Origin of the sequence: Portibacter lacus, assembly GCF_021533215.1 — a bacterium.
GTDB classification, from domain to species: domain Bacteria; phylum Bacteroidota; class Bacteroidia; order Chitinophagales; family Saprospiraceae; genus Portibacter; species Portibacter lacus.
In genome coordinates, this window is the sequence record NZ_JAJNKA010000012.1 from 123,633 (window position 1) to 146,830 (window position 23,198).

A 23,198-nucleotide genomic window follows, 5' to 3' on the forward strand; every position below is an offset into this window, starting at 1 on the left:
ATCCTGCTTTTCATATGTTATTTATTCTATCTTGAAATAGATTTAGGATACACGAATCATTTTTCTATTTTTGCTTAGAGGAGATTTATATCATTCTATTGTTTTTTTTGTAAGATTACGAGTCAATTTTGAATTGACCGTTAGAATTTTTGCAATTAATTATGAAGGTGATATGGCTATCATCCTCTATGAAGTGCACCTTAATTTTCAAACTAAATAAAAAATTTAATGGACTGGAATAAGAATTACCCAGATAGTGGAACAGTGTTAGGACACCCTTCACAATTGTATGTGTTGTTTTTTACCGAGATGTGGGAACGGTTTTCCTATTATGGTATGCGGGCATTATTGGTACTTTTTCTTACAGCTGCAATCCTAGGTGAAGGTGGCGGCGGTTATGGCTGGTCTGAGGAGAATGCGTTAGAACTTTACGCACTATACACAGGATTGGTATATTTCACACCGATGATAGGTGGATACTTAGCGGATAGATTTTTGGGTTATCGGAAAGCAGTAATTATTGGAGCTTTTGTAATGGCAGCTGGTCATGGATTTATGGCGTTAGAGATTCCGGTCTTTTTCTTTTTGGGTTTGACTTGTTTGATCGTAGGAAATGGACTGTTTAAGCCGAATATTTCTTCCATGGTAGGACAGTTGTACAAAGGAGAAGAAGAGAAAAAAGATGGTGCATATACCATATTTTATATGGGGATCAATGCTGGAGCTTTTCTTGGAATTCTGCTTTGTGGATATATTGGAGAAAAAATAAGTTGGTCATATGGTTTCGGACTAGCCATGATCTTTATGGTTGCAGGAGCAATTCAGTTTTGGTTATCTAAGCCAATATTTGGTGAAATAGGCGCGAAAATAACGAAGGCTAAGGAAGATGTAATTGATAAAGTAGTTGAAAAGGCAGGAAGTGATAGAATGAAAAAGTGGATCATTTCTGGGGTTGTTATATCTGCTTTGGTTTTTATACTTCAGAGGTATTTAGTAGCACCAGAGGCAATTAATGATATTGCTTTAAAAATTGTAAATAGTTATGTAATACCACCGCTTCTTTTTGGTAGTGTTATTGGAATAATAGGCTATATCGTGACAGATCCTAGTTTAACAAAAGTTGAAAAGGATAGAGTTTGGGTGATTGTAATCTTAACTTTATTTACGGTCTTCTTCTGGTGGGCTTTCGAGCAATCTGGGGGATCGATGACTATATTTTCTAGAGATTATACAGATAGGAGCTTAACTGGAATAGGTGCTACCGTATTTAACACCATTAATACTGTCTTAACAGCGGGAGCCTTGGCTGTAATTACTTGGGTTTTACTTAAGTTGTTTAAAGTTACATGGAAGAATATTTCAACTGCAAACATAGTGCTCTCGATCAGTTTTATTATTATTTGGATCATTGTAATTCTAATGTTAGGATTTGAGTGGGGGATGTTCAAAGGAGTTGCTGATGCACTCGGTTTAAAAATTGATGAAAATGTAACGGAGGTTCAAGCCTCTTGGTTCAGTATATTAAATTCCTTTTTCATTATTACGCTAGCGCCATTATTTTCTAAGTTTTGGGAAATGAAAATTATAAAATCAGGACCTGTGAAGTTTGGAATTGGATTAATACTAGTAGGCTTAGGTTTTGGAATTTTAGCATTCGGAAGTATGGGCATACCTAAAGGAGCTGAAACGGCATCTGTAAGTATGATTTTCCTAGTTCTTGCTTATTTATTCCATACGATGGGAGAGTTATGTGTTTCTCCTGTAGGACTTTCATATGTTTCTAAGTTGGCTCCAGTACGATTAGTAGGAATTATGTTTGGAGTATGGTTTATCGCTAATTTTATTGCTAACTGGTCTGCTGGTATGACAGGTAGTGCTATTGAAGCAATATCAGCGAATTATGGAATTGCAGGATTCTTCTTATTATTCACAGGTGTCTGTGGAGTCGCAGGACTTGTGCTCTTTGCGCTTAATCCGATAATGAAGAAAATGATGCATGGTGTAGATGATTAGATGATCATCGTATAAAATATATGTTACCTTCTTAAGAGAAGGACATGAATAGTCTTGTAATGTTTCCAGCAGTTTTGGAGAGATTACAGGACTATTTTTAGTTTGAGAATAATGTTGTATTAACAGACTTGAGCTAGAAAAGCATTATGTTCTATAACTTAATATCTGAAAACTAATCCTAACGCTATACCCCACTGAAATGGATAATATGTTTTCTGCCAATTATAAGCTGTCAATGCTGATTTGTAAAATATATCCGTGATAATCTGCGTCCGATCATTCATTTCTACCATTATTCCCGTGGCCAACTTAAGAGCTGCGCCCTGTTTTACACTAAAGTCTTTGATTATGTTTTGATCATATTGAAACTCAAAATCAATATATGGTCGAACATTTGTTTCACTTTTAAATTTATGTCTTATTCCAATTATGTAACTAAGAAAACGATAGTTGAATTCCGTTTTGATAATTGGATAGGAAGGTAGACCAATAACCCACACATCCTCTCTTTCTTGGAAGAACGAATAAGAGGACAGACCAATACCGATTTTAATATCTTGATTTGCTGAAATAGACTTAAGAAGAGCTAATTCATACTGACTTCTGCTTCGCGGATACTGCCTAAAGTAGTTGGTGCCTTCAATATAGGAAACAACAGCAACTGGTGCATTATAATGAAGTGAGTTAGCGTAACTGTATTTTGCTTGAATACCAATTACTTTTTTTGATGTGGTCTGTGCACAAATACTGGACATGGAAATAAGTAGGCAAAATGCAATTAAATTGGTCATTTTCATGGCATGGATGATTTTACATTTTGATCAAATCCTATACTTAGAACAAATGCAAATGCTGTATAATCCTTAAATTAATAATATTTTCAGAATAATATTTACTCTAAGACAGCTTCATCACGGAAAAGATTAACGCATAATCATCTTAAAACCCTTTCCCTCACACCCGTTTCTAATCAAAAACAACCGTCTTATTATTATAAGATAGCACTTGATGATTCAAGTGTGCCCAGCATGCATTTGCAAGAACGATCTTTTCTATATTTCGTCCCTTCCTTTTCATATCATATATGGAATCTCGATGCGAAATATGGATAACGTCTTGGGCGATGATAGGTCCTTCATCTAGATCAGTCGTAACGTAATGGGCAGTTGCACCCATAAACTTAACTCCACGGCGATGAGCTGACTCATATGGACGTGCTCCAGGAAACGCTGGAAGTGAAGAATGATGAATATTGATAATCTGGTTTGGATAATTAGAACAAAAATCGTCAGAAAGAATTTGCATATATCTAGCAAGAATGATCAACTCAACTTTATGCTCTTTGAGCAAAGCTAACTCTTTAGCCTCTAATTCAGTCTTATTAGCTTTCTTCACTGGGAAATAGTGAAAGGGAATTCCAAATTTCTCTGAAATACCTCTGAATTTTTCGTGATTACTAATGATGCATTTAATATTAACTTTCCACTCTTTAGACTCATGCCTAGAAAGTATATCCAGAAGGCAATGGCTATACTGAGAAACGAATAAAGCGATATTTATTTTCTTAGGAAGGAAATGCAGTTCATGAATAGCATTGAACTTGCTAACTATCATGGTCTCAAAGTATTCTGCTATCTTATTCTGAGGAATGATAAAGTGTTCTAGTTCCCATTCAATTCTCATATAGAAACGATTATCATCACTATCTACATGTTGATCTAGATTGATAATATTCCCTTGATTTCCCATGATGAAATCGGTAACTTCTGCTAATATTCCACGCTGATCCTCGCAATGCATTAAAAGTACTGCCGTCTGATTCTTATCCATAGTAAATTGGTATGCAAGTATCTTACCAAAATTATACAATAAGCCTAGTCCGTATGAAATAGTAGCCTAATATAATCTAATCCAAATCATCACCTTGAAGATTAAGTCGATATAAAATCACCCACTAGGGTGATTTTCAAATTCTCGGATTAATCTATTTTTGACCCATAAGTTTTTCATCCCCTGAAAAACGAATTGAACGCAAATTTTAGAGGCTGACTTTTTTCAAGAGTCAGCCTTTTTGTGTAATAATGGGATATCTATAGATTTACAGAAGTTGATTTTATTTCACCATTTCTCAGATAATGTATGATCGAACTTTCTTCAGATGATAGATTTTTTAACCGATCAGTAAGCTGGAGTGTGCTACCAATTGTTTTATCATTTATTTTGAAAATGATATCGCCTTTCTGGAGACCGGCTTTATCTGCTGCAGAATCTTTGATGACTTCCTTGATTTCTACTCCATCTACATGATTCTCTGGAAATACACCTAATCTAGGTTTTTCATTAGAAATTACTTCTACTCTAATATTACCATCAGTCGTTTCTACCACATCAATATCGACGTTGTCTTCTTCTATATATTTTTTCATTTTTTCTGGCATCTGACCGTCTCCATCCCATTCAAGCTCCTGCTCATTACCTTCATCATCTATAATTTTGACTCTAATTTGCTTAGAATTGCTCGAGTCTTCTTCATTCACCTCAACGCTCACTTCTTTTCTTATGGTCTTTGTTTTGCCATCCATTTCTACATCTACACCAAGTTCCTTTTTCTTTTGTTTGATATATTCCTTCGCTTCATCTCCAGTTTTCACAATTTTATGAGTAACTACATTGCCGTTTGCGTCTGTTGTTTTTTCAATAACTTCAATCTTAGTTTCTTCTACTTTCTGGGCATTGGAAGCGAAACAGAAAAAAAATAGGAAGACGAGTATGCTCGCAAAATTTAGTAATTTCATAACCTTATATTTGTTTCTTAAATTTAGTGAATTCTAATGGTAGTTAAACTAAAAGTATTGTTAAATAATTCCAAAACTGTTGACTAACAACATTTTATATTGTGTTTTAAACTGGGGGCTAGGACACGCTAGTCGTTCAGTTCCTATCATTCAAGGGCTTTTAGACCAAGGACATCATCTATCTATTGCTTCGGATGGAGTAGCACTGGACTTATTAAGAAAAGAATTTCCAAGTCTTCGATCATTTGAGCTCACTTCTTATGATATTGTCTATAAGTATGAATCCATTGTGGTTAATATTTTAAGTCAATGTCATAAGTTATTCAATGCTGTAGCTGGTGAGAAGCAAGAAATTGCACGGTTAGTTGAAGAATATGGTTTCGATCAGATTATTTCCGATAATAGATTCGGTTGCTATCATGATCAATGTAAAAGTGTCATTATTACGCATCAGATACGTCTTTTACACATGAATTCCTTCATTCAAGCTTCTGGAACAAGGATGAATATGTATTTACTCAACAAATTTGATGAATGTTGGGTGCCTGATTTCGAAAATGAAAAAGGGTTGTCTGGACGAATGAGTCACGAAATTGACCTAAAAATCCCTATTAAATTTATAGGAACACAATCCAGGTTTTCATCTATTCCTCTGCCGACTCATCCTAAGTTTGAGACGATTAGCATATTGTCAGGTCCAGAGCCGCAAAGAAGCAAATTCGAAGATGCTTTAGTCAAAAATTTGCAAAGACTAAGTGGAAAACATTTGATTGTAACGGGAAAACAAATCGACGACTATAGTGATGGTAACATCTTCTTTGTTGGATTAAGAGAAGTTAAAGAACTAGCATCATTAATTGCAGAAAGTAAAGTGATTATAAGCAGATCTGGTTATTCTTCATTGATGGATTTCGAAGCTATGGGTAGGAAATCAATATTGGTACCGACTCCTGGTCAGACAGAGCAGGAATATTTAGCAAAGTGGATTGCTCCTACCAGTAAACATATTGTTTTAAGTCAAGACAATCTGGACTTACGTCATGTTATTCACTAAACGATTCTAAGTGATTCTCTATGCCCTTATTAACTTGTTCTAATCCATTGCATAGCATTGCAATTCTATTATTCGTATACTTCCAGTCGATGATCAAACCATCAAAGTAGTGCCTCAAAATTTTATCCATTTTATCACAATCATTTTCGGCAAAGTAAGTACACCATTGACCTGAATCTTTTAATTTTCTCATCATTAGGCCATTATTTGCGAATTGTAAAGGACCTGATATATTCTTAAAACTCAAGTTGAAATCTTTGTTCTTAGACCACCGCATAAAGTGGATCATGTAATCATTATAAGCCTGAAACTTATTAATGAGCTCATTCGTGGATAATGAAGTAGTGGACTTAACTCGCCATTGGTTGTTTTCTGGTATAAATGGATAATCAGACGAATATTCGTTTTCGATTTTACGAAGCGTTACTAAATTTTTGCTGTCGGGAAAAATAAAGTGATTTAGGTGTTTTTCTGTTTTCAATACAAGTTTCCATTGTTGGCCATTCGATCGAGTTAAAGAAAGAGTATCGTTTGAATGTGTGTATGTTCCACTTTCGTAGTGATTAAGATACATGGAATAGGAACCATTTTCGAATAGATCGATAAAGGATTCTTGGACAAAGTGGCCTTTAAAATCTGAGTTGCTTTCATTGGCATTTTGAAAATTAGACCTAGAAGAATTAGCGGTATAGTAGTGCCCGCTTAACTTAGCATTTTCATTGTGACAGCTTATGAAAGGCAGAATGAAGAGAAAAGAAATTAGAAACTTGGTCATTCACGATTCTTTATCCAAAGCTAAAAATAAAAAACCATAGAGTTGGTATTACTCTATGGTTTACGTTTTTAATTGGTAGATTAGAATGTATGTAAATGTGTATATTTTCTAATATAGAACCGAAACTAAGGTTAATTTTCTAATAAACAAACCAAATTTATACATTTAACGTTATGCCGACTATATATCGATATTTGCGTATTTCGCATGTGATTCTATGAAAGCTCTTCTTGGCGGTACTTCATCACCCATTAATACAGAGAAAATATGATCTGCATTTATTGCATCATCGATCGTAACTTTCTTTAATATTCTTGTCTCAGGATCCATTGTTGTATCCCATAATTGGATAGCGTTCATTTCCCCAAGACCTTTATAACGCTGTACTTTTACACCTGCATTTTCCTGACCTTTAGAATACTGCTCGATTGCATCTTTTCTTTCTTCCTCAGACCAGCAATATCTAAATTGCTTACCTTTTTTTACTTGATATAACGGAGGAGAAGCGATGAATATATGACCATTTTCAATTAGTGGTCTCATGTATCTAAAGAAGAAAGTTAAGATCAAAGTAACAATGTGAGAACCATCGATGTCGGCGTCACACATGATGACTATCTTATGATATCTTAATTTCTCAATATTCAGTATTCGTTCACCTTCTTTTTCTTCTATAGAAACTCCTAGTGCGGTAAACATGTTTTTGATCTCCTCATTTTCATAGATCTTATATTCCATTGCTTTCTCAACATTAAGAATCTTACCTCTTAATGGAAGGATCGCTTGAAACATTCTATTTCTTCCCATCTTAGCTGTTCCACCTGCCGAATCTCCCTCAACAAGGAAAATTTCAGATTCTCCTGGATCCTTGGAAGTACAATCGGAAAGCTTTCCTGGCAGACCACCACCTGTTAAAATGTTCTTACGCTGAACCATTTCACGTGCCTTTCTGGCAGCGTTTCTTGCTGTAGCAGCAATAATAACTTTTTCAACTACTCTTTTTGCTTGCGAAGGATTTTCTTCAAGGTATGCTTTTAATACATCCCCGACACATCGAGAAACGATACCTGTCACCTCGGAATTTCCAAGTTCACCTTTAGTCTGTCCTTTGAATTGTGGTTCTGGAACTTTTACAGAAACAATTGCAGTTAATCCTTCTCTGAAATCCTCTCCAGAAATAGCAAATTTAAGCTTGGAAAACATATTGTTGTCTTCTCCATATTGCTTGAATACCCTTGCAAGTGCTCTTTTGAAACCAGAAACGTGCGTTCCACCTTCTCTAGTGTTAATATTATTTACAAACGAGAAAATATTCTCTGAATAGCCTGTATTGTATTGTAATGCAACTTCCACTTCTACATTCTCTTCTTTTCCGATAGCATAGATCGGCTCAGAAATAAGTGGAGTTCTACTTTCGTCTAGATATTTTACAAATTCTCTTAGTCCTCCTTCAGAATGAAAAGTTTCACTCTTGAAAGAACCATCGTCTTCTGTTTCACGCTCATCTACGATTGTTAAGGTTAATCCTCTATTCAAGAAGGCCATTTCTCTTAACCTCGTCTGAAGAGTTTCGAATTTATAAACTAAAGATTCGAAAATCGTACCATCCGGCTTAAAGTGAATGGTTGTTCCTGTTCTATCAGTTGTTCCAACTTCTTCTACTTTAGTAACGGGCTTCCCTTCAGAGTATTCTTGAGTGAAAACTTTTCCATCTCTATGAACTTCTGCTTTTAACATGATGGATAATGCATTCACACATGATACACCCACACCGTGAAGACCACCTGATACTTTATAGGTGTTTTTATCAAACTTTCCACCGGCATGTAGTACAGTCATTACAACTTCTAATGCTGATTTCTGTAATTTTTCATGCATTCCAGTAGGAATACCTCGACCATTATCTCTTACGGAAATGGAATTATCTTTATGAATGATGGTTTCTATCAGGTCGCAATGTCCAGCAAGGTGCTCATCTATAGAGTTATCGATTACCTCCCAGACTAAGTGGTGTAGCCCTTTAGAGTCGGTGCTACCAATATACATGCCCGGCCTTTTTCTAACCGCCTCTAATCCCTCTAACGCTTGAATATTATCCGCGCCGTAATTACCGTTTTCAGTACTCATATATTATAAATATTTTTTATAAGTTAACAGGCTGCAAAGATACGTATTTTAAAGGTCTTTTTATAGTTTTGTTTTTCTATAAAAGTTGATACGTTTAAGTTATTTTTAAATAGATAAATGGAGCATAAGTTTAACATTGAAACACTAGCGGATCTGGATGATCTATCCGTTAAAATTATCGCCTTATCGGAAGCTTATAAAGTTTTCATTTTCAATGGCGATTTAGGCTCCGGCAAGACTACTTTGATTAAGAAATTAATAGCGAAATTAGGTTGTGATGACCATGTAAGTAGTCCCACTTTTTCTATTGTCAATGAATATTCAGGGCCGATATATCACTTTGACTTGTATCGGATTAAGGATACAGAAGAGCTAGAAGATATTGGTTTTTTTCAATATTTAGATTCTGGAAATTACTGTTTCATCGAATGGCCAGGTATTGCGGTACCATATTTGGATATGCCTTTTGTAGAAATTAAAATGTCAATATTGGAGAATAACACACGAAATGTGCTAATTTTAGGGTCATGAGCAGTCCAGTGAAACCGGGATCATTTTCTACATTTTTCTCGAAAGGTCATTATGAGACCCAGACAGAGATGTTAGAAGTTGCCGAAAAATCAAGAAAGTTAACCATTGGGATTCCATTGGAGACCACATTACAAGAAAATAGAGTGGCCATCGTTCCACATTCTATCCGAATTTTGAAAGGCTATGGCCATGATGTGTTAGTGGAATCAGGCGCTGGTGCTAGTTCCAGCTTTACAGACAGAGATTATTCTGAAGCAGAAGCGGAAATAACAAAGAATAAGAAAAAAGTATATGAGTCTCACATCATTATCAAGACTCAACCTCCTACTTTAGAAGAAATAGACTTAATGCAAGTCGGACAGATATTGGTTTCGCCTCTACCTCTGCCGATTATTTCTAAAGAATACATCGAAAAATTACAATCTAAGAAAGTACATGCCATCGCGATGGAACACATACAGTCTGAAGATGGTAGTTATCCCATCGTAAGGATGATGAGTGAAATTGCAGGAATGGTTGCGATGCTTACAGGTGCCCAACTACTAACAAAGTCCAGTGGCGGGAGAGGTGTGTTGCTAGGCGGAATTTCCGGAGTGCCGCCTGCTAAAGTTGTTATTTTAGGAGCTGGAGTCGTAGGAGAACATGCTACTCGAACAGCACTAGGACTTGGAGCTTCTGTCAGAATATTCGATAATGATATCTATAAAATAATGCGTCTCCAGAATCAAATTGGGAGGCCATTACATACCTCTGCACTGAATCCAGTATACCTTGCTTATCAATTGCTTAGTGCGGATGTGGTGATCGGAGCCATTCATTCTAAAAACGGAAGATCTCCAGTAATTGTTACGGAAGAAATGGTGAGTAAAATGAAAGACGGTGCTGTAATTATCGATGTGAGTATCGACCAAGGTGGCTGCTTCGAAACTTCCGAAGTTTCTACCCTTAAGAACCCCACGTTTATCAAGCACGGAGTTATACATTACTGTGTGCCGAATATTGCCTCTAATGTGGGTCGAACAGCTTCTATATCTATCAGTAATATCATTACACCGATTATTCTAAAATTGAGCAACTCAAGAGACATCGCAAGGTTGCTTTTTAATGATGTGGGTATCCGAAATGGTGTTTATATCTTCCAAGGAAAATTGACGAATGCTTATTTAGCGAAGCGATATGACCTGAAGTATACAGACCTGAATTTGATATTGACGAGTGGTTTATAGGTCAATGTTGATTCACCTGCTTCTGGATTTATTTTTTGCAGGGTGAAATTTTAATTTTTGCTGGATCTAATGGAAAATAGAGTCAAGTTCCATGATTAAAAGATCAAGACTTTCGATTTCTTCTTCGTATAAATCTGAGAAATAAGTTGCCACTTCATAATGAGGAAGGTCAATATTTTCAGGACCTACAAATAAATTAGATAAAATGGATGGAATTAAATATCCGATAGTTGCTTACGATATATCTGATGAGAAAAATAATCTATTATTGGATAGCAAATCCTATCTTTAAAGTAAAAAATTAGCTCTAGTATAAAAGCCATATTAATATTTGCGGGCATTCTGCTCTTTATCGTTTTCTACTTTAGAGCAAATGTAAGTGAATGTTCTGAAAGGATTTCATACGATGATATTGACCTTAATGCTAACATTGACATAGATTCTGTTTTTACTCCAATATCAAAATTGGATAGCGCGGAGGTTAGAGCTGGCTGGAATAATATCCAATTGGAGGCCGAAAACAGTGTTGTAGAAAAAGGATACTCGCATCTAAATATCGTCTATCATGGAACGCTAGGTCAAGGACATTATACAGCTTACTTTTTACCGATGAATTATGATGAGCAAAAGAAATATCCCACTTTAGTCTGGTTAAATGGTCTGAATCAGGTTGATCCTTCTGTTTTTTTAGAGCATGATTATTTTGAAAGGATGCGGATAGAACTGAGTGATTATATTATCATTGTTCCATCATTTAGAGGACAGGCTTTGGTGTATCGAAATAAGAAATATTGTTCAGATGGATTCTTTGGAGATGCCTATGATGGTGCAGCCACAGATGGTCTAAGAGCATTGAATCTAGGAAAAAAATTGTATCCCATAGATGAGTCAAGAATTGCTGTTGCAGGTCAGTCTAGAGGGGGAACTGTTGCATTGTTAATGGCTGCTAGAGACTCCATGATTCGAACGGTTGTGGATATAACAGGGCCAGTCGACTTTTATGATAAGCGAAGTTATTATAGGTATGGCAAGCAATTTAAGTATCAATTTTTAAGTCAATCAAAAAACCTTAAAACCATCAGGCATAAAATGATTGCTTCTTCTCCTATTTATTTTTTGGAAGATTATAAGCACCCTATTTTAATTGTTTATGGAAAGTCAGATCGTGTTGTTCCTATAGAAAATGCTGAAAAGCTAATTTTAAAATTGAAAGGAAGAGATTATTTTGAAGCTAAATTATTAAATCGCGGACATGATATTAGGGCCACAAAAATTATTTTCGATTGGCTTAAAATTCATAATAATTAATGAAAATAACAGATAATGAGTAAGAAGTTAGTAATTATAGGTGGCGGTGGAAAAGGAGGACCCATAGCATCTTGTATAGAATACAATAAGATTAATTATGATGATAATGAATATGTGGTTTATGGTTTCTTGAATGATGTAGAAAGCCAAGAAATTAATGGCTATCCAGTATTGGGGAAAATTAATGAATACGAGAAACTCTTGAACGATCCAGATGTCTACTTTGTATTTGCCATTCATTTAGTTAAGAATAACATAAAGGCAGATGAGCTATTTAAGACTTTCAAGATTCCGAAGGATCGATATGCAACAATAGTTCATAGAAGTGCTGTGATTGCTCAAGGTGCAATATTAGAACCTGGTGTAGTGGTATTAGCTCAAGCTTATGTCTCGAATGCACACTTGAAATTAGGGACTTTGGTAATGGCGGGAGTAATAGTAGGTCATGATGCGGTGGTAGGCCCGCTTGCATTTCTTTCAGTAGGGTGTATAGTTGGATCACGCACTAGAATAGGAAGAAGTGCATTCATCAGCTTGGGGGCGAAGATTGTAGAGCTCAATGAAGTGGAAGATTTTGCAATAGTGGCAGCTGGAGCGGTGGTTATTTCTAATGTTCCTACGAAAACCGTTTATGGTGGTGTACCTGCAAAGTTTATGAGAGAGATATAGCAAACGCACTGGAATCTTAAATCCTATTTACTGGATCACTAATCTATATGCTTTCTGGTAGGAGCAAAAGGTGTCGTAGGAATTAGATATTGAAGGACTGACTTTTTCGATGGATCCAATAAAATAATGAGTCATGGTTTTGTACACTAGGGCTTTAATGAAAAAACAGATAATAAGTACAATTTCTAAAAATTACTGCCTTCTCGCTTACTAGCCCATATTAGTAAGAGGACAAATTTTAAATTTACAGAATAGAGATGCATTGGATAAAACTGAAAAACCTGAATATCAAATAATTCTGTATTTTTAAGAATATAAAACACTACAAATGAATAAAATACTGACCATCTTATTGTGTTTTTTGCTTTTGCCTTTCTTTGCTTTTAATCAAGGGAATCCAAAAGTTGAAAAATTAGCGAATCAAATTGAAGAAGAAGTTATTGAATTGCGAAGGCATTTTCACCAGTTTCCAGAATTGTCTAATAGAGAATTCAAAACTTCAGAAAGAATTGCAGAAGAATTGCGAAAACTAGGGCTTAAAGTAGACACTGGTATTGCCATTACAGGAGTAGTTGCAGTGCTGGAGGGTGGTAAGCCAGGACCTACCATCGGCCTACGAGCTGATATTGATGGACTGCCGGTCACTGAAAGGACGGACATTCCTTTTGTGTCTAAAGAAAAATCAGAATACCAAGGACTCGAAGTAGGTGTGATGCATGCCTGTGGTCATGATACCCATATTGCCATGCTATTAGGAACTGCAAAAATACTTACACAGATGAAAGACGAAATTGCGGGTACCATTGTTTTTGTTTTCCAACCCGCCGAAGAAGGGGCGCCTCCAGGAGAAGAAGGTGGAGCAAAGTTGATGATAAAAGAAGGTTTGATCGATAATTATGGCATCGAAGTCATGTTTGGTCAACATATAAGTTCTGATGCTCCTGTAGGAAGTATTACTTATAAACCAGCAGGTATGATGGCTGCAGCTGATCGTTTTGTTATTAAAGTCAAAGGAAAGCAAACGCATGGTTCAAGACCTTGGTCAGGTGTGGATCCAATAGTTACAGCTGCACACATAATTATTGGATTACAAACTATTGTAAGTAGACAAGTAGACCTTACTAACGAAGCTGCAGTAATAAGTGTAGGTAAAATATCTGGTGGTGTAAGAAACAATATTATTCCTGAAGAGGTTGAATTGGTCGGTACGATACGAACTTTGGATGAGGATATGCAAAAGAAAATTCATGAAAAAATAAAGCTTACTGCTGAACTGGTTGCTGAGTCACAAGGAGCGAAAGCAGAAGTAGAAATAACTATTGGTGTCCCAGTTACTTTTAATAATCTAGAACTTACTCGACAATTAGTTCCGACATTGTTCGCGGTTGCAGGTGAGGATCATGTTAGAATAATCCCGGCAATTACTGGTGCTGAGGATTTTTCATTTTATGCAAAAGAGATTCCAAGTTTTTTTTACTTTTTAGGAGGAAAATCGCTTGATACGCCTAAAGATGAGGCTTTTCCTCATCATACTCCTGACTTTTTCATTGATGAAAGTGGTCTATTGTTAGGTGTGAAAACACTTGCGAATCTAGCTTTGGATTATGGAAATAGTTTGAAATAAGGAACGTTATAATGCTGTGCGGAGTGTTCAACTTCGCTTGAGAAATCCACTTGATGGTCTCACCTCCAGCTGAGGCTATCAAAAGTGGCGGTCGGGCGGAAATTGATCAAATATAGGAAGACTGTAAGTCATGCGATCAGATCATTATATCATCCTTTATAGCTCCATATCTCACTATACCAACATGCCCAATAAATCAGGTTTGTCATTCACCGTTTCATACTGAATTCCTGCGGCATCCATTCGCTGTATTAAAGCAGGATAGTCTTCTTTTCTTTTCAGTTCTATTCCTACGATAGCTGGACCTGAAGTTCTACTCGTTTTCTTGGTATACTCGAAATAGGCAATATCGTCATTCGGTCCGAGCACTTCTAAGAATTCTCGTAATGCACCAGCACGTTGTGGAAAACGAACTATGAAGTAGTGCTTTAATCCTTCGAAAAGCAAAGACCGCTCTCTGATTTCTTCTGTTCTGGTGATGTCATTATTACCACCGCTGACAATACAAACTATATTTTTACCTTTGATTTCTGTCTTGAATTGATCCAAAACTGAAATGGAAAGCGCACCCGCTGGTTCGACGACGATGGCTTCTTCGTTATACATCTGTAGAATCGTAGAGCAAACTTTTCCTTCATTGACCAAGACCATATCATCGAGGACTTCCTGGCAAATTTTAAAATTGAGATCTCCCACTTTTTTCACTGCCGCTCCATCTACGAATGGATCTATTTTATCAAGAATAACGACCTCACCTTTTTTTAGTGATTCGTACATTGCTGGTGCGCCGATAGGTTCAACACCGATAATTTTAGTCTGAGGACTTAGTTGTTTGAAATAACTTCCGATTCCTGCTGCTAGTCCTCCGCCACCTACAGCTAGGAAGAGATAGTCTATCGGTTCTTTGAAATCATCGAGTATTTCTACACCGACGGTACCTTGTCCTTCTATCGTTCTGAGGTCATCAAATGGATGAATAAAAGACTTTTCATTTTCCTTTGAAAACTTGCTAGCTTCATGAAAAGCATCATCGAAAGTATCACCAGTTAATCGGATGGTAATGAATTCCTTCCCAAATTGCTTAACCTTTTTTATTTTTTGTTGTGGAGTGGTGTTCGGCATATACACAACACCGTGAATTCCTAAGATTCGACATGCAAGTGCTACACCTTGAGAATGATTTCCTGCACTTGCGCAAACGACACCTTTCTGAGCTTGCTCTGGTGGAATGCTAATCATTTTATGATAAGCCCCACGAATTTTATAGGATCTGACGGACTGAAGATCTTCTCTTTTTAGAAAAATATTCGATTGATATTCATCAGAAAGGGTCATATTCCTCATAAGCGGTGTATGAAGAACGACTTCTTTTAGCTTAGAAGCTGCAGTATCAAATGCTGCAAAAGGAATAATATGTGAGACTTTATTCAAATTTTGTTGATTTCAAGTAAATTAGAATTCAAGAAAACTCTAACATTGACCTAAAAAAAAGAGACCTTCGAAATAACCGAAGGCCTCTTTAGATTTATTAATCATTAGATGGTCTAAGTGATCTAACGGTTCGTCCCGTTGTCCACATTTCAGACTCTCTTAATTCTTTCAATTCTTCCTCTAATTTTACTCTATAATCTTCTTTACTATTAGAGTCGATAGATAATTGAGCTTCGTTTCCAGAAGCTACGCTATCATAAAGGTCTTCGAATACTGGTTTAGTAGCATCTCTGAATTTTTTCCACCAGTCTAGAGCACCACGTTGTGCAGTCGTAGAACAGTTCGCGTACATCCAGTCCATACCATTTTCAGCAACAAGAGGGTAAAGCGATTCCGTTGCTTCTTCCACTGTTTCATTAAATGCTTCAGAAGGAGAGTGGCCTCTTGATCTCAATAGGTCATACTGAGCTGCAAAGATTCCTTGGATTGCTCCCATAAGCGTTCCTCTTTCACCAGTAAGATCACTAAATACTTCTTTTTTGAAGTCCGTTTCGAAAAGGTAACCAGATCCAATTCCGATACCCATTGCGATCACTCTATCTCTTGCTTTTCCAGTTGCATCTTGGTGGATAGCGAAACTAGAATTAAGCCCTTTTCCAGCTAGGAATAATCTTCTTAATGAAGTACCTGAACCTTTAGGAGCAGCTAAGATTACATCGATATCATCTGGAGGAATAATGTTAGTTCTTTCTTTATAGGTTACTGCAAAACCATGTGAAAAGTATAATGCTTTTCCAGGCGTAAGATATTTCTTAAGCGTTGGCCACATTTCTATTTGCGCTGCATCAGAAAGAAGGTATTGAATGATTGTGCCTTTTTCAGCAGCTTCTTCAATAGAAAACAAAGTTTCACCTGGAACGAATCCATCTTCGATAGCTTTGTCGTATGATTTAGAAGGTGATCTTTGGCCAATAATTACATTGAAACCATTATCTCTAAGGTTTAATGCTTGCCCAGGACCTTGAACTCCATATCCAATAATTGCAATAGTCTCATCTTTAAGGACATCTCTTGCGTGTTCTAACGGGAATTCTTCCCTAGTAACGACGTTTTCTTCGACGCCACCAAAATTCATTTTTGCCATTGTATTAAGCGGTTTTTTTATGTTTCTAAAAATTGTATAATCTAATTTTGACTCATGCTTATTTCCATCTCCTCCATATATCTGTTCAGCTGTTCCATTGGTTTAGAAATAGCGACTCTTCCACTTCGGACAAATTCATAAATACCATGAGTTTTCAAATCTTTAAATAATGCCTCGGTTTCGTGTTCGTGACCTGTTTTCTCAATAACCGTATATTCCGGCTCTATTCTTAAAATTCGAGCATTGTGTCTTCTGACGATTCTTTCTATCACATCACCTCCTGAGAAAGCTTCGGTGGGAACTTTATAAAGTGCGATTTCTTGAAAAACGATTTCTTCGTTATCATAGTAAAAGGACTTTAAGACCTCGATTTGCTTATCGAGCTGGCCGATTAGTTTTATAACTTGTTCATTCGTTGTCTGAATGACAATGGTGAATCTATGGATTCCTTCCATTGATGATTGAGAAGTTGTTAAACTATCGATATTGATGTGTCTTCGCGTAAAAATAGAAACGACTCTAGAGATTAGTCCAGTTCGGTTTTCCGTAAATACGGAGATCGTAAATTCTTTCTTTTCACTCATTCTAAAATAATTTCTGATACACCAGCTCCTGTTGGAACCATTGGGAATATATTTTCTTCTTTAACAACCATACAGTGAAGAAGGAATGGACCATCATAGTCTAACATTTCTTGAAGTCCAGCTTCTAGTTCTTCGTATTTCGTTATTTTCTTTCCTTTTACGCCGAAACCATCTGCGATTTTTATGAAATCAGGATTGACTAAGGCTACAGAAGAATATCTTTTTTCGAAGAACAGCTGTTGCCATTGTCTAACCATTCCTAAGTATTCATTGTCTAGGAGGATGATTTTCACAGGGACATTCCACTGACTACACATTCCTAATTCTTGTAGCGTCATCTGAAAACCACCGTCACCGATTACTGCGATACAGACTTTGTTCTTATCGCCCAATTGTGCTCCGAAAGCAGCTGGAAGACCGAAGCCCATTGTACCTGCACCACCAGAAGAAACCCACTGATTAGTGCTATTATATTCATAGTATCTTGCTGCGACCATTTGGTGCTGGCCTACATCTGTAGCAACTGTTGCTTGACCTTCGGTCATGTCTGAAATCATTTTAATGGCTTGTGCCATTTTAATTTTTCCATCGGAATCTGGCGCTAGATCTTTAGAGATAACTTTATCATACTCTACCGCTTCACATTCGTCAAATCTTTTATTCCACTCCGGGTAGGATTTCTTCTCTACTTTTTCGATCAGTGCAGCAAGCGCTTGCTTCGCATCTGCATGAACAGGTGCATCAACAGGCACGTTCTTTCCTATTTCACACTTGTCTATTTCTATGTGGATTACTTTAGCTTGCTTCGCATACTTATCAAGATTCCCCGTTACTCGATCATCGAACCTCATCCCTATTGCGATTAATACATCGCATTCATTCGTCAGAATGTTCGGACCATAGTTACCGTGCATTCCTAGCATTCCCTTATTCAAAGGATGTTTCTTAGGGATCGATCCCCAGCCGTGAATAGTACATCCTACTGGAATCCCTGATTTCTCAACAAAAGCTTTAAATTCTTCTTGCGCGTGTGCAATTTGAATTCCATGTCCTGCTAGAATATAAGGTCTCTTCGCATTGTTGATCAATTCTGCTGCTGCATTAATTTCTTCCTCATTCAGTTTTGGAAAAGGGAAGTAACTTCTGATAACAGGTTTCTTGTTATAAGTATAGTCCAAAAATGCGTTTTGTGCATCTTTCGTGATATCGATCACAACGGGACCAGGTCTACCTGAATTAGCTATATAAAACGCCTTAGCAATAACGTCAGGAATTTCTTCCGCTTTAGTTACTTGATAATTCCACTTAGAAACAGGTGTCGTACATCCGATTACATCAGTCTCCTGGAATGCATCTGTTCCGATAACTGCACTATTAACTTGACCTGTAATACAGACTAATGGTGTTGAATCCAGCATCGCATCACCGATTCCAGTGATTAAGTTAGTCGCTCCTGGACCTGATGTTGCAATACAGACACCAGTCTGCCTAGTAACTCTTGCATAACCTTGAGCTGCATGTATAGCACCTTGCTCATGTCTTGCAAGAATATGTGTTAATCGATCTTCATAATCATAAAGGGCATTATAGAATGGCATAATCGCACCACCTGGATACCCAAATATAGTATGTACATCTTCGGCTAGAAGGCATTTTATAATGGCTTCCGCTCCTGTGATTTTGATCGCTTGACCATTCTCACTCGGAGACGTTTTTGATTGAATTGCTTTTTCACTCATAGTACAATATTTATTAATCAGTAACACATCCTTCAGAAGCAGTGGAAACGGAATTGTAATATTTCTTAAGTATTCCCTTTGTTGCTTTTGAAACTGGTTTAACCCAATTTTTTCTTCTTAATTCTAACTCTTCGTCAGAAATCTCTAATGTCAATTTATTGTTAACCGCATCGATCGTAATTACATCATCATTTTGGATAAGTGCGATGTTTCCACCTACTTCTGCTTCTGGTGTAATATGGCCTACTACAAATCCATGTGTACCACCTGAAAAACGTCCATCAGTTATCAAGGCAACCGTATTTCCAAGTCCAGCACCCATAATTGCAGAGGTTGGCTTAAGCATTTCCGGCATTCCTGGTCCTCCTTTCGGCCCAGAATATCTAATTACGATAACTTGACCTGGTTCAATTTTTCCAGCAACGATAGCATCATTAGCATCTTGTTCTGCATCGAAAACTCTAGCAATTCCTGAGAAAAGTTCTCCTTCTTTACCAGTAATTTTAGCTACAGATCCTTCTAACGCAAGGTTCCCGTATAAAATTTGCAGGTGTCCTGTTTTCTTTACAGGTGTATCTATAGATTTTATTACTTTTTGATCATCAGCAAGTCCTGGAACTTCCGCTAAGTTTTCAGCAATAGTCTTTCCAGTAACGGTCAAGCAGTCTCCATGCAGAAAGCCAAGTTCCAACATTCTTTTCATCACAGCAGGCACACCACCTACATTAAATAAGTCTTCCATTACATATTGCCCACTAGGTTTCAAGTCAGCTAAAAATGGAGTGATGTCGCTTAATCTTTGGAAGTCATCTATTGTTATTTCGATGTCTGCAGCTTTAGCCATTGCGATCATATGCATTACTGCATTGGTAGATCCTCCGAGTACAATGATGGTTCTAATAGCATTCTCGAATGCCTTTTTCGTCATGATATCGGAAGGCTTAATATCCTTATCTATAAGGTTTTGGATTGCGTTTGCAATTTTTGCAGATTCACTACTTTTTTGATCAGATGTTGCTGGAATAGAAGAATTGAAAGGAAGACTCATTCCCATTGCTTCTATTGCTGAAGACATCGTGTTCGCCGTATACATTCCACCGCAAGCTCCTGGACCAGGACATGCTTTTTCTATAACTGCTTGAAAATCCTCATCTGATATTGTTCCTGCAGTTTTTTCTCCTAGTGCCTCGAATGCTGAAACGATGTCTAATTTTTTATCTAAGTGGCATCCAGGACTAATGGTCCCTCCATAAACTAGGATAGCAGGTCGATTAAGACGAGAAATACCCATCATCGCTCCTGGCATATTTTTATCACAACCGACTACTGCAATAATGGCATCATACCACTGTGCAGAAGCAACTGTTTCTATCGAATCTGCAATAATATCTCTAGAAGGTAGAGAAAAATTCATCCCTGCTGTACCCATTGAGATACCATCACTCACACCTATCGTGTGAAAGATCAGTCCGATTAACTCATCACTATTAATATTGTTCTTAATATCCTTTGCCAGCCCATTAAGGTGGACATTACATGGATTTCCTTCCCATCCCGTACTTACGATACCTACTTGAGGTTTTTTTAAGTCTTCCGTCGTTAAACCCAAAGCGTGAAGCATTGCCTGCGCAGCAGGTTGCGTCGGGTCTTGAGTAACGTGTTTGCTATATTTATTTTTTTCCATATCTCTAAATTATACTTGAAGATCCTACACTTAATTGTTTCTTGTTTATCTGTTCTAAATCTTCAGCAATAATACTGTAAATCAAATCTCCTAACTGTGAGCAGCTATAATGAACTTCTACTTCTAAGTCCTTCGTCATGATTCCTTCTTTCATGCATAAATCAACTGCTCTTTCTACCTCTAACGCTTCTTGTTCCATTTCGAAGTGTCTAAACATCATCGCTACAGAAAGAATCGCTCCCATCGGATTCGCAATGTCCTTTCCCGCTGCTTGTGGAAAAGAACCATGCACTGGCTCGAACAAGCAGGAATTTCTCCCAATACTTGCTGATGGTAGCAGCCCTAGTGAACCTGGAATGATACTCGCTTCATCACTTAAAATATCACCGAACAAATTCGTTGTTAGGATGATATCAAACTGAGCAGGAGAATTCATCATTTGCATTGCTGCATTGTCAATATATAAAAAGCTCGTTTCCACATCTGGATACTTTTTCGCTACTTCTTTTACTACAGATCGCCATAATCTGGATGTTTCCAGTACATTAGCTTTATCGACAAGGCAAAGTTTTTTTCGCCTGTCCATCGCAGCTTCGAATGCTAAAATGGCAATTCTCTTAATCTCTGATTCAGAATATACACAGTGGTCGTAGGCGATTTTTCCATTTTCATATCGTCCTTTTTTGCCGTAGTATATTCCACCAGTTAATTCTCTATAAATGACGAAATTCACATTTTTAATCCGCTTTTCTTTAAGAGGGGATAAGTGTGTTAGATTGTCATAAACTTTTATCGGACGAATGTTCGCGTAGAGTTGTAATTGCTTACGTAAAGCCAGTAAACCTTGTTCAGGCCTCAGGTCACTCTCGAATTTTTCATCATATTTAGGATCGCCTATCGCACCCAACAAAATAGCATCCGCTTTTCTACATTTTCTCAATGTTTCTTCTGGAAATGGACTTCCTGTTTCTTCTATAGCATGAGCACCTATAAAGGCATAATCTAATGAAAAGTCATGATTGTAGCGGTAAGCTATCGCTTGAATACTTTTCTCTGCTTGAGCTATAACTTCAGGTCCGATTCCATCCCCTGGCAGAATAGTGATATTTTTAAGTTGTTTAACTGGCAATCTTATAAATCTTACTTTTCAATAATTGCTCCAAATCTTTATCCTCTACTTGCTTTAATTTGTCAGCTAAGTCTAAGAAGTGATCATAAGCAATATCGAGTTCCTCCTTTGTTAAATCATATCCTATTTGCTTTGCTCTATATGCAATAGCTGCTCTACCACTTCTGGCAGTTAAGACAATGGATGAATGATCAACTCCCACATCTAATGGGTCCATGATTTCATAAGTGGAACGCTCTTTAATAACACCATCTTGGTGAATTCCCGATGAATGTGCAAATGCATTAGCTCCGACGATTGCTTTGTTAGGCTGCACTATCATTCCCATTCTTTCAGAAACAAGACCGCTCATATAACTCAACATTTTAGTATTGATACCAGTCGTATATTGTCCTTTAAATCTTTGATTTATTATCATAACCACTTCTTCTAAAGAAGTATTTCCAGCTCTTTCTCCCACACCGTTAATCGTACATTCGATCTGTCTCGCTCCGAATTGCACACCTGCGATAGAATTTGCAGTAGCCATTCCTAAGTCGTTATGGCAGTGTGTAGATAAAATCGCCTTATGGATTCCATTAACATTATCTCTTAAGTATCCGATTTTTGCTGCATATTCTTCAGGTAAGCAATATCCTGTAGTATCAGGAATATTTAATACCGTAGCACCTGCTTTGACAACCGCCTCACAGATTCTTGCTAAAAATTCATCGCCTGTTCTTCCAGCATCTTCTGCATAGAACTCAACATCCTCTACAAAGGTCTTAGCATATTTTACTGCTGCAACTGCTCTTTCTAGCACTTTATCCTGTGTCGACTTGAATTTATGAAGGATGTGCGAATCAGAAGTACCGATTCCCGTATGAATTCTAGGTCTTACCGCATGAATAAGCGCTTCTCCAGCAACTTTAATATCATTTTCTACAGCTCGCGTTAATCCACAAACTGTTGCATTCTTTATAATTTTAGAAAGCTCGGAAACTGACTCAAAGTCACCAGGACTTGAAACAGGAAAACCGGCTTCTATGATATCTACACCCAGCTCCTCTAGTTTTAGAGCGACCTCTATTTTTTCGTTCTTATTTAATTTGCATCCGGGGACTTGTTCGCCATCCCTTAGCGTCGTATCGAATATGTGGACTTTTTCAGCAGACATCTTTTATTAATTTATTTGAATCATTGAACTGACAAATATATCTGTGTGTTTTGCTTTCACCAATTCAAAATTCTGTTATCTTACGATTTCTAATTTGTATTTGTATTTCGTAATACATTGACAATTAATAGAGTAACAAATATTTAACTACAATGCCTAGTCATCAAAACACAAGTTTGCAGCAGCTGATTAATTGCTTAACTCAGGCT

At 37.0% G+C, this 23,198-nt stretch carries 19 protein-coding genes; 7 read left to right on the top strand and 12 right to left on the bottom strand.

Annotated features, from left to right (window positions below):
• The first annotated feature begins 228 nt into the window (after window positions 1-228).
• Entirely contained in the window at window positions 229-2,013 is a 1,785-nt protein-coding gene (locus L2586_RS18540; protein ID WP_235294438.1) for a peptide MFS transporter, read from the top strand.
• A 158-nt stretch (window positions 2,014-2,171) separates the two neighbouring features.
• Here the strand turns inward: L2586_RS18540 and L2586_RS18545 are convergent, their stop codons facing one another.
• From L2586_RS18545 to L2586_RS18555, 3 genes are all read right to left on the bottom strand, one after another.
• Complete coding sequence (locus L2586_RS18545; protein ID WP_235294439.1) at window positions 2,172-2,810, bottom strand: hypothetical protein; 639 nt, start codon at window positions 2,808-2,810, stop codon at window positions 2,172-2,174.
• Between the two features lie 169 nt (window positions 2,811-2,979).
• Entirely contained in the window at window positions 2,980-3,843 is an 864-nt protein-coding gene (gene purU / locus L2586_RS18550) for a formyltetrahydrofolate deformylase (RefSeq protein WP_235294440.1), read from the bottom strand.
• Between the two features lie 260 nt (window positions 3,844-4,103).
• Complete coding sequence (locus tag L2586_RS18555) at window positions 4,104-4,808, bottom strand: PDZ domain-containing protein (protein ID WP_235294441.1); 705 nt, start codon at window positions 4,806-4,808, stop codon at window positions 4,104-4,106.
• Window positions 4,809-4,887: 79 nt separating this feature from the next.
• On the opposite strand from L2586_RS18555, the gene L2586_RS18560 reads away from it, so the two are divergent.
• Window positions 4,888-5,862: a glycosyltransferase family protein gene (locus tag L2586_RS18560; RefSeq protein ID WP_235294442.1), complete on the top strand. Its 975-nt coding sequence runs from the start codon at window positions 4,888-4,890 to the stop codon at window positions 5,860-5,862.
• Here L2586_RS18560 and L2586_RS18565 read toward each other — a convergent pair.
• Together L2586_RS18565 and gyrB are read right to left on the bottom strand one after the other, a co-directional pair.
• Entirely contained in the window at window positions 5,852-6,637 is a 786-nt protein-coding gene (locus tag L2586_RS18565; protein ID WP_235294443.1) for a hypothetical protein, read from the bottom strand. The two genes, L2586_RS18560 and L2586_RS18565, sit on opposite strands and share 11 nt — an antisense overlap.
• A gap of 180 nt (window positions 6,638-6,817) precedes the next feature.
• Complete coding sequence (gene gyrB / locus L2586_RS18570) at window positions 6,818-8,764, bottom strand: DNA topoisomerase (ATP-hydrolyzing) subunit B (protein ID WP_235294444.1); 1,947 nt, start codon at window positions 8,762-8,764, stop codon at window positions 6,818-6,820.
• Between the two features lie 117 nt (window positions 8,765-8,881).
• Between gyrB and tsaE the strand changes: the two genes are divergently transcribed.
• From tsaE to L2586_RS18595, 5 genes are all read left to right on the top strand, one after another.
• Entirely contained in the window at window positions 8,882-9,295 is a 414-nt protein-coding gene (gene tsaE / locus L2586_RS18575) for a tRNA (adenosine(37)-N6)-threonylcarbamoyltransferase complex ATPase subunit type 1 TsaE (protein WP_235294445.1), read from the top strand.
• On the top strand, window positions 9,292-10,521 hold the full coding sequence (locus tag L2586_RS18580; protein WP_235294446.1) for an alanine dehydrogenase: 1,230 nt from the start codon (window positions 9,292-9,294) through the stop codon (window positions 10,519-10,521). The genes tsaE and L2586_RS18580 overlap by 4 nt, the downstream gene beginning before the upstream one ends.
• Before the next feature lie 465 nt (window positions 10,522-10,986).
• Window positions 10,987-11,829, top strand: coding sequence for an alpha/beta hydrolase family protein (locus L2586_RS18585; protein ID WP_235294447.1), 843 nt, complete (start codon window positions 10,987-10,989; stop codon window positions 11,827-11,829).
• 15 nt (window positions 11,830-11,844) lie between these two features.
• Window positions 11,845-12,498: a PglD-related sugar-binding protein gene (locus tag L2586_RS18590; RefSeq protein WP_235294448.1), complete on the top strand. Its 654-nt coding sequence runs from the start codon at window positions 11,845-11,847 to the stop codon at window positions 12,496-12,498.
• Window positions 12,499-12,826: 328 nt separating this feature from the next.
• A complete protein-coding gene (locus tag L2586_RS18595; protein ID WP_235294449.1) occupies window positions 12,827-14,122 on the top strand; it encodes an amidohydrolase in 1,296 nt (431 codons plus the stop codon).
• Window positions 14,123-14,296: 174 nt separating this feature from the next.
• Here the strand turns inward: L2586_RS18595 and ilvA are convergent, their stop codons facing one another.
• The 7 genes from ilvA to L2586_RS18630 form a co-directional block, all read right to left on the bottom strand.
• Window positions 14,297-15,553 (bottom strand): threonine ammonia-lyase, encoded by a 1,257-nt coding sequence (ilvA, locus tag L2586_RS18600; protein WP_235294450.1) that lies wholly within the window; start codon window positions 15,551-15,553, stop codon window positions 14,297-14,299.
• A gap of 97 nt (window positions 15,554-15,650) precedes the next feature.
• Window positions 15,651-16,697, bottom strand: coding sequence for a ketol-acid reductoisomerase (ilvC, locus tag L2586_RS18605; RefSeq protein ID WP_235294451.1), 1,047 nt, complete (start codon window positions 16,695-16,697; stop codon window positions 15,651-15,653).
• Window positions 16,698-16,738: 41 nt separating this feature from the next.
• A complete protein-coding gene (ilvN, locus tag L2586_RS18610) occupies window positions 16,739-17,281 on the bottom strand; it encodes an acetolactate synthase small subunit (RefSeq protein WP_235294452.1) in 543 nt (180 codons plus the stop codon).
• On the bottom strand, window positions 17,278-19,020 hold the full coding sequence (ilvB, locus tag L2586_RS18615) for a biosynthetic-type acetolactate synthase large subunit (RefSeq protein ID WP_235294453.1): 1,743 nt from the start codon (window positions 19,018-19,020) through the stop codon (window positions 17,278-17,280). Before ilvB ends, ilvN begins: the two co-directional genes overlap by 4 nt.
• A 13-nt stretch (window positions 19,021-19,033) precedes the next feature.
• Window positions 19,034-20,704, bottom strand: a complete 1,671-nt coding sequence (gene ilvD / locus L2586_RS18620) for a dihydroxy-acid dehydratase (protein ID WP_235294454.1) — start codon at window positions 20,702-20,704, stop codon at window positions 19,034-19,036.
• Window positions 20,705-20,708: 4 nt separating this feature from the next.
• Window positions 20,709-21,833 (bottom strand): 3-isopropylmalate dehydrogenase, encoded by a 1,125-nt coding sequence (gene leuB / locus L2586_RS18625; protein ID WP_235294455.1) that lies wholly within the window; start codon window positions 21,831-21,833, stop codon window positions 20,709-20,711.
• Window positions 21,823-22,989: a 2-isopropylmalate synthase gene (locus L2586_RS18630; RefSeq protein WP_235294456.1), complete on the bottom strand. Its 1,167-nt coding sequence runs from the start codon at window positions 22,987-22,989 to the stop codon at window positions 21,823-21,825. The genes leuB and L2586_RS18630 overlap by 11 nt, the downstream gene beginning before the upstream one ends.
• Window positions 22,990-23,198: the final 209 nt, after the last annotated feature.

Excerpts from the sequence above, each read along its gene's own strand:
- L2586_RS18540 (WP_235294438.1), top strand. The coding sequence starts at position 229 with ATGGACTGGAATAAGAATTACCCAGATAGTGGAACAGTGTTAGGACAC.
- L2586_RS18545 (WP_235294439.1), bottom strand. The coding sequence starts at position 2,810 with ATGAAAATGACCAATTTAATTGCATTTTGCCTACTTATTTCCATGTCC.
- purU (WP_235294440.1), bottom strand. The coding sequence starts at position 3,843 with ATGGATAAGAATCAGACGGCAGTACTTTTAATGCATTGCGAGGATCAG.
- L2586_RS18555 (WP_235294441.1), bottom strand. The coding sequence starts at position 4,808 with ATGAAATTACTAAATTTTGCGAGCATACTCGTCTTCCTATTTTTTTTC.
- L2586_RS18565 (WP_235294443.1), bottom strand. The coding sequence starts at position 6,637 with ATGACCAAGTTTCTAATTTCTTTTCTCTTCATTCTGCCTTTCATAAGC.
- gyrB (WP_235294444.1), bottom strand. The coding sequence starts at position 8,764 with ATGAGTACTGAAAACGGTAATTACGGCGCGGATAATATTCAAGCGTTA.
- tsaE (WP_235294445.1), top strand. The coding sequence starts at position 8,882 with ATGGAGCATAAGTTTAACATTGAAACACTAGCGGATCTGGATGATCTA.
- L2586_RS18580 (WP_235294446.1), top strand. The coding sequence starts at position 9,292 with ATGAGCAGTCCAGTGAAACCGGGATCATTTTCTACATTTTTCTCGAAA.
- L2586_RS18590 (WP_235294448.1), top strand. The coding sequence starts at position 11,845 with ATGAGTAAGAAGTTAGTAATTATAGGTGGCGGTGGAAAAGGAGGACCC.
- L2586_RS18595 (WP_235294449.1), top strand. The coding sequence starts at position 12,827 with ATGAATAAAATACTGACCATCTTATTGTGTTTTTTGCTTTTGCCTTTC.
- ilvC (WP_235294451.1), bottom strand. The coding sequence starts at position 16,697 with ATGGCAAAAATGAATTTTGGTGGCGTCGAAGAAAACGTCGTTACTAGG.
- ilvN (WP_235294452.1), bottom strand. The coding sequence starts at position 17,281 with ATGAGTGAAAAGAAAGAATTTACGATCTCCGTATTTACGGAAAACCGA.
- ilvB (WP_235294453.1), bottom strand. The coding sequence starts at position 19,020 with ATGAGTGAAAAAGCAATTCAATCAAAAACGTCTCCGAGTGAGAATGGT.
- ilvD (WP_235294454.1), bottom strand. The coding sequence starts at position 20,704 with ATGGAAAAAAATAAATATAGCAAACACGTTACTCAAGACCCGACGCAA.
- L2586_RS18630 (WP_235294456.1), bottom strand. The coding sequence starts at position 22,989 with ATGTCTGCTGAAAAAGTCCACATATTCGATACGACGCTAAGGGATGGC.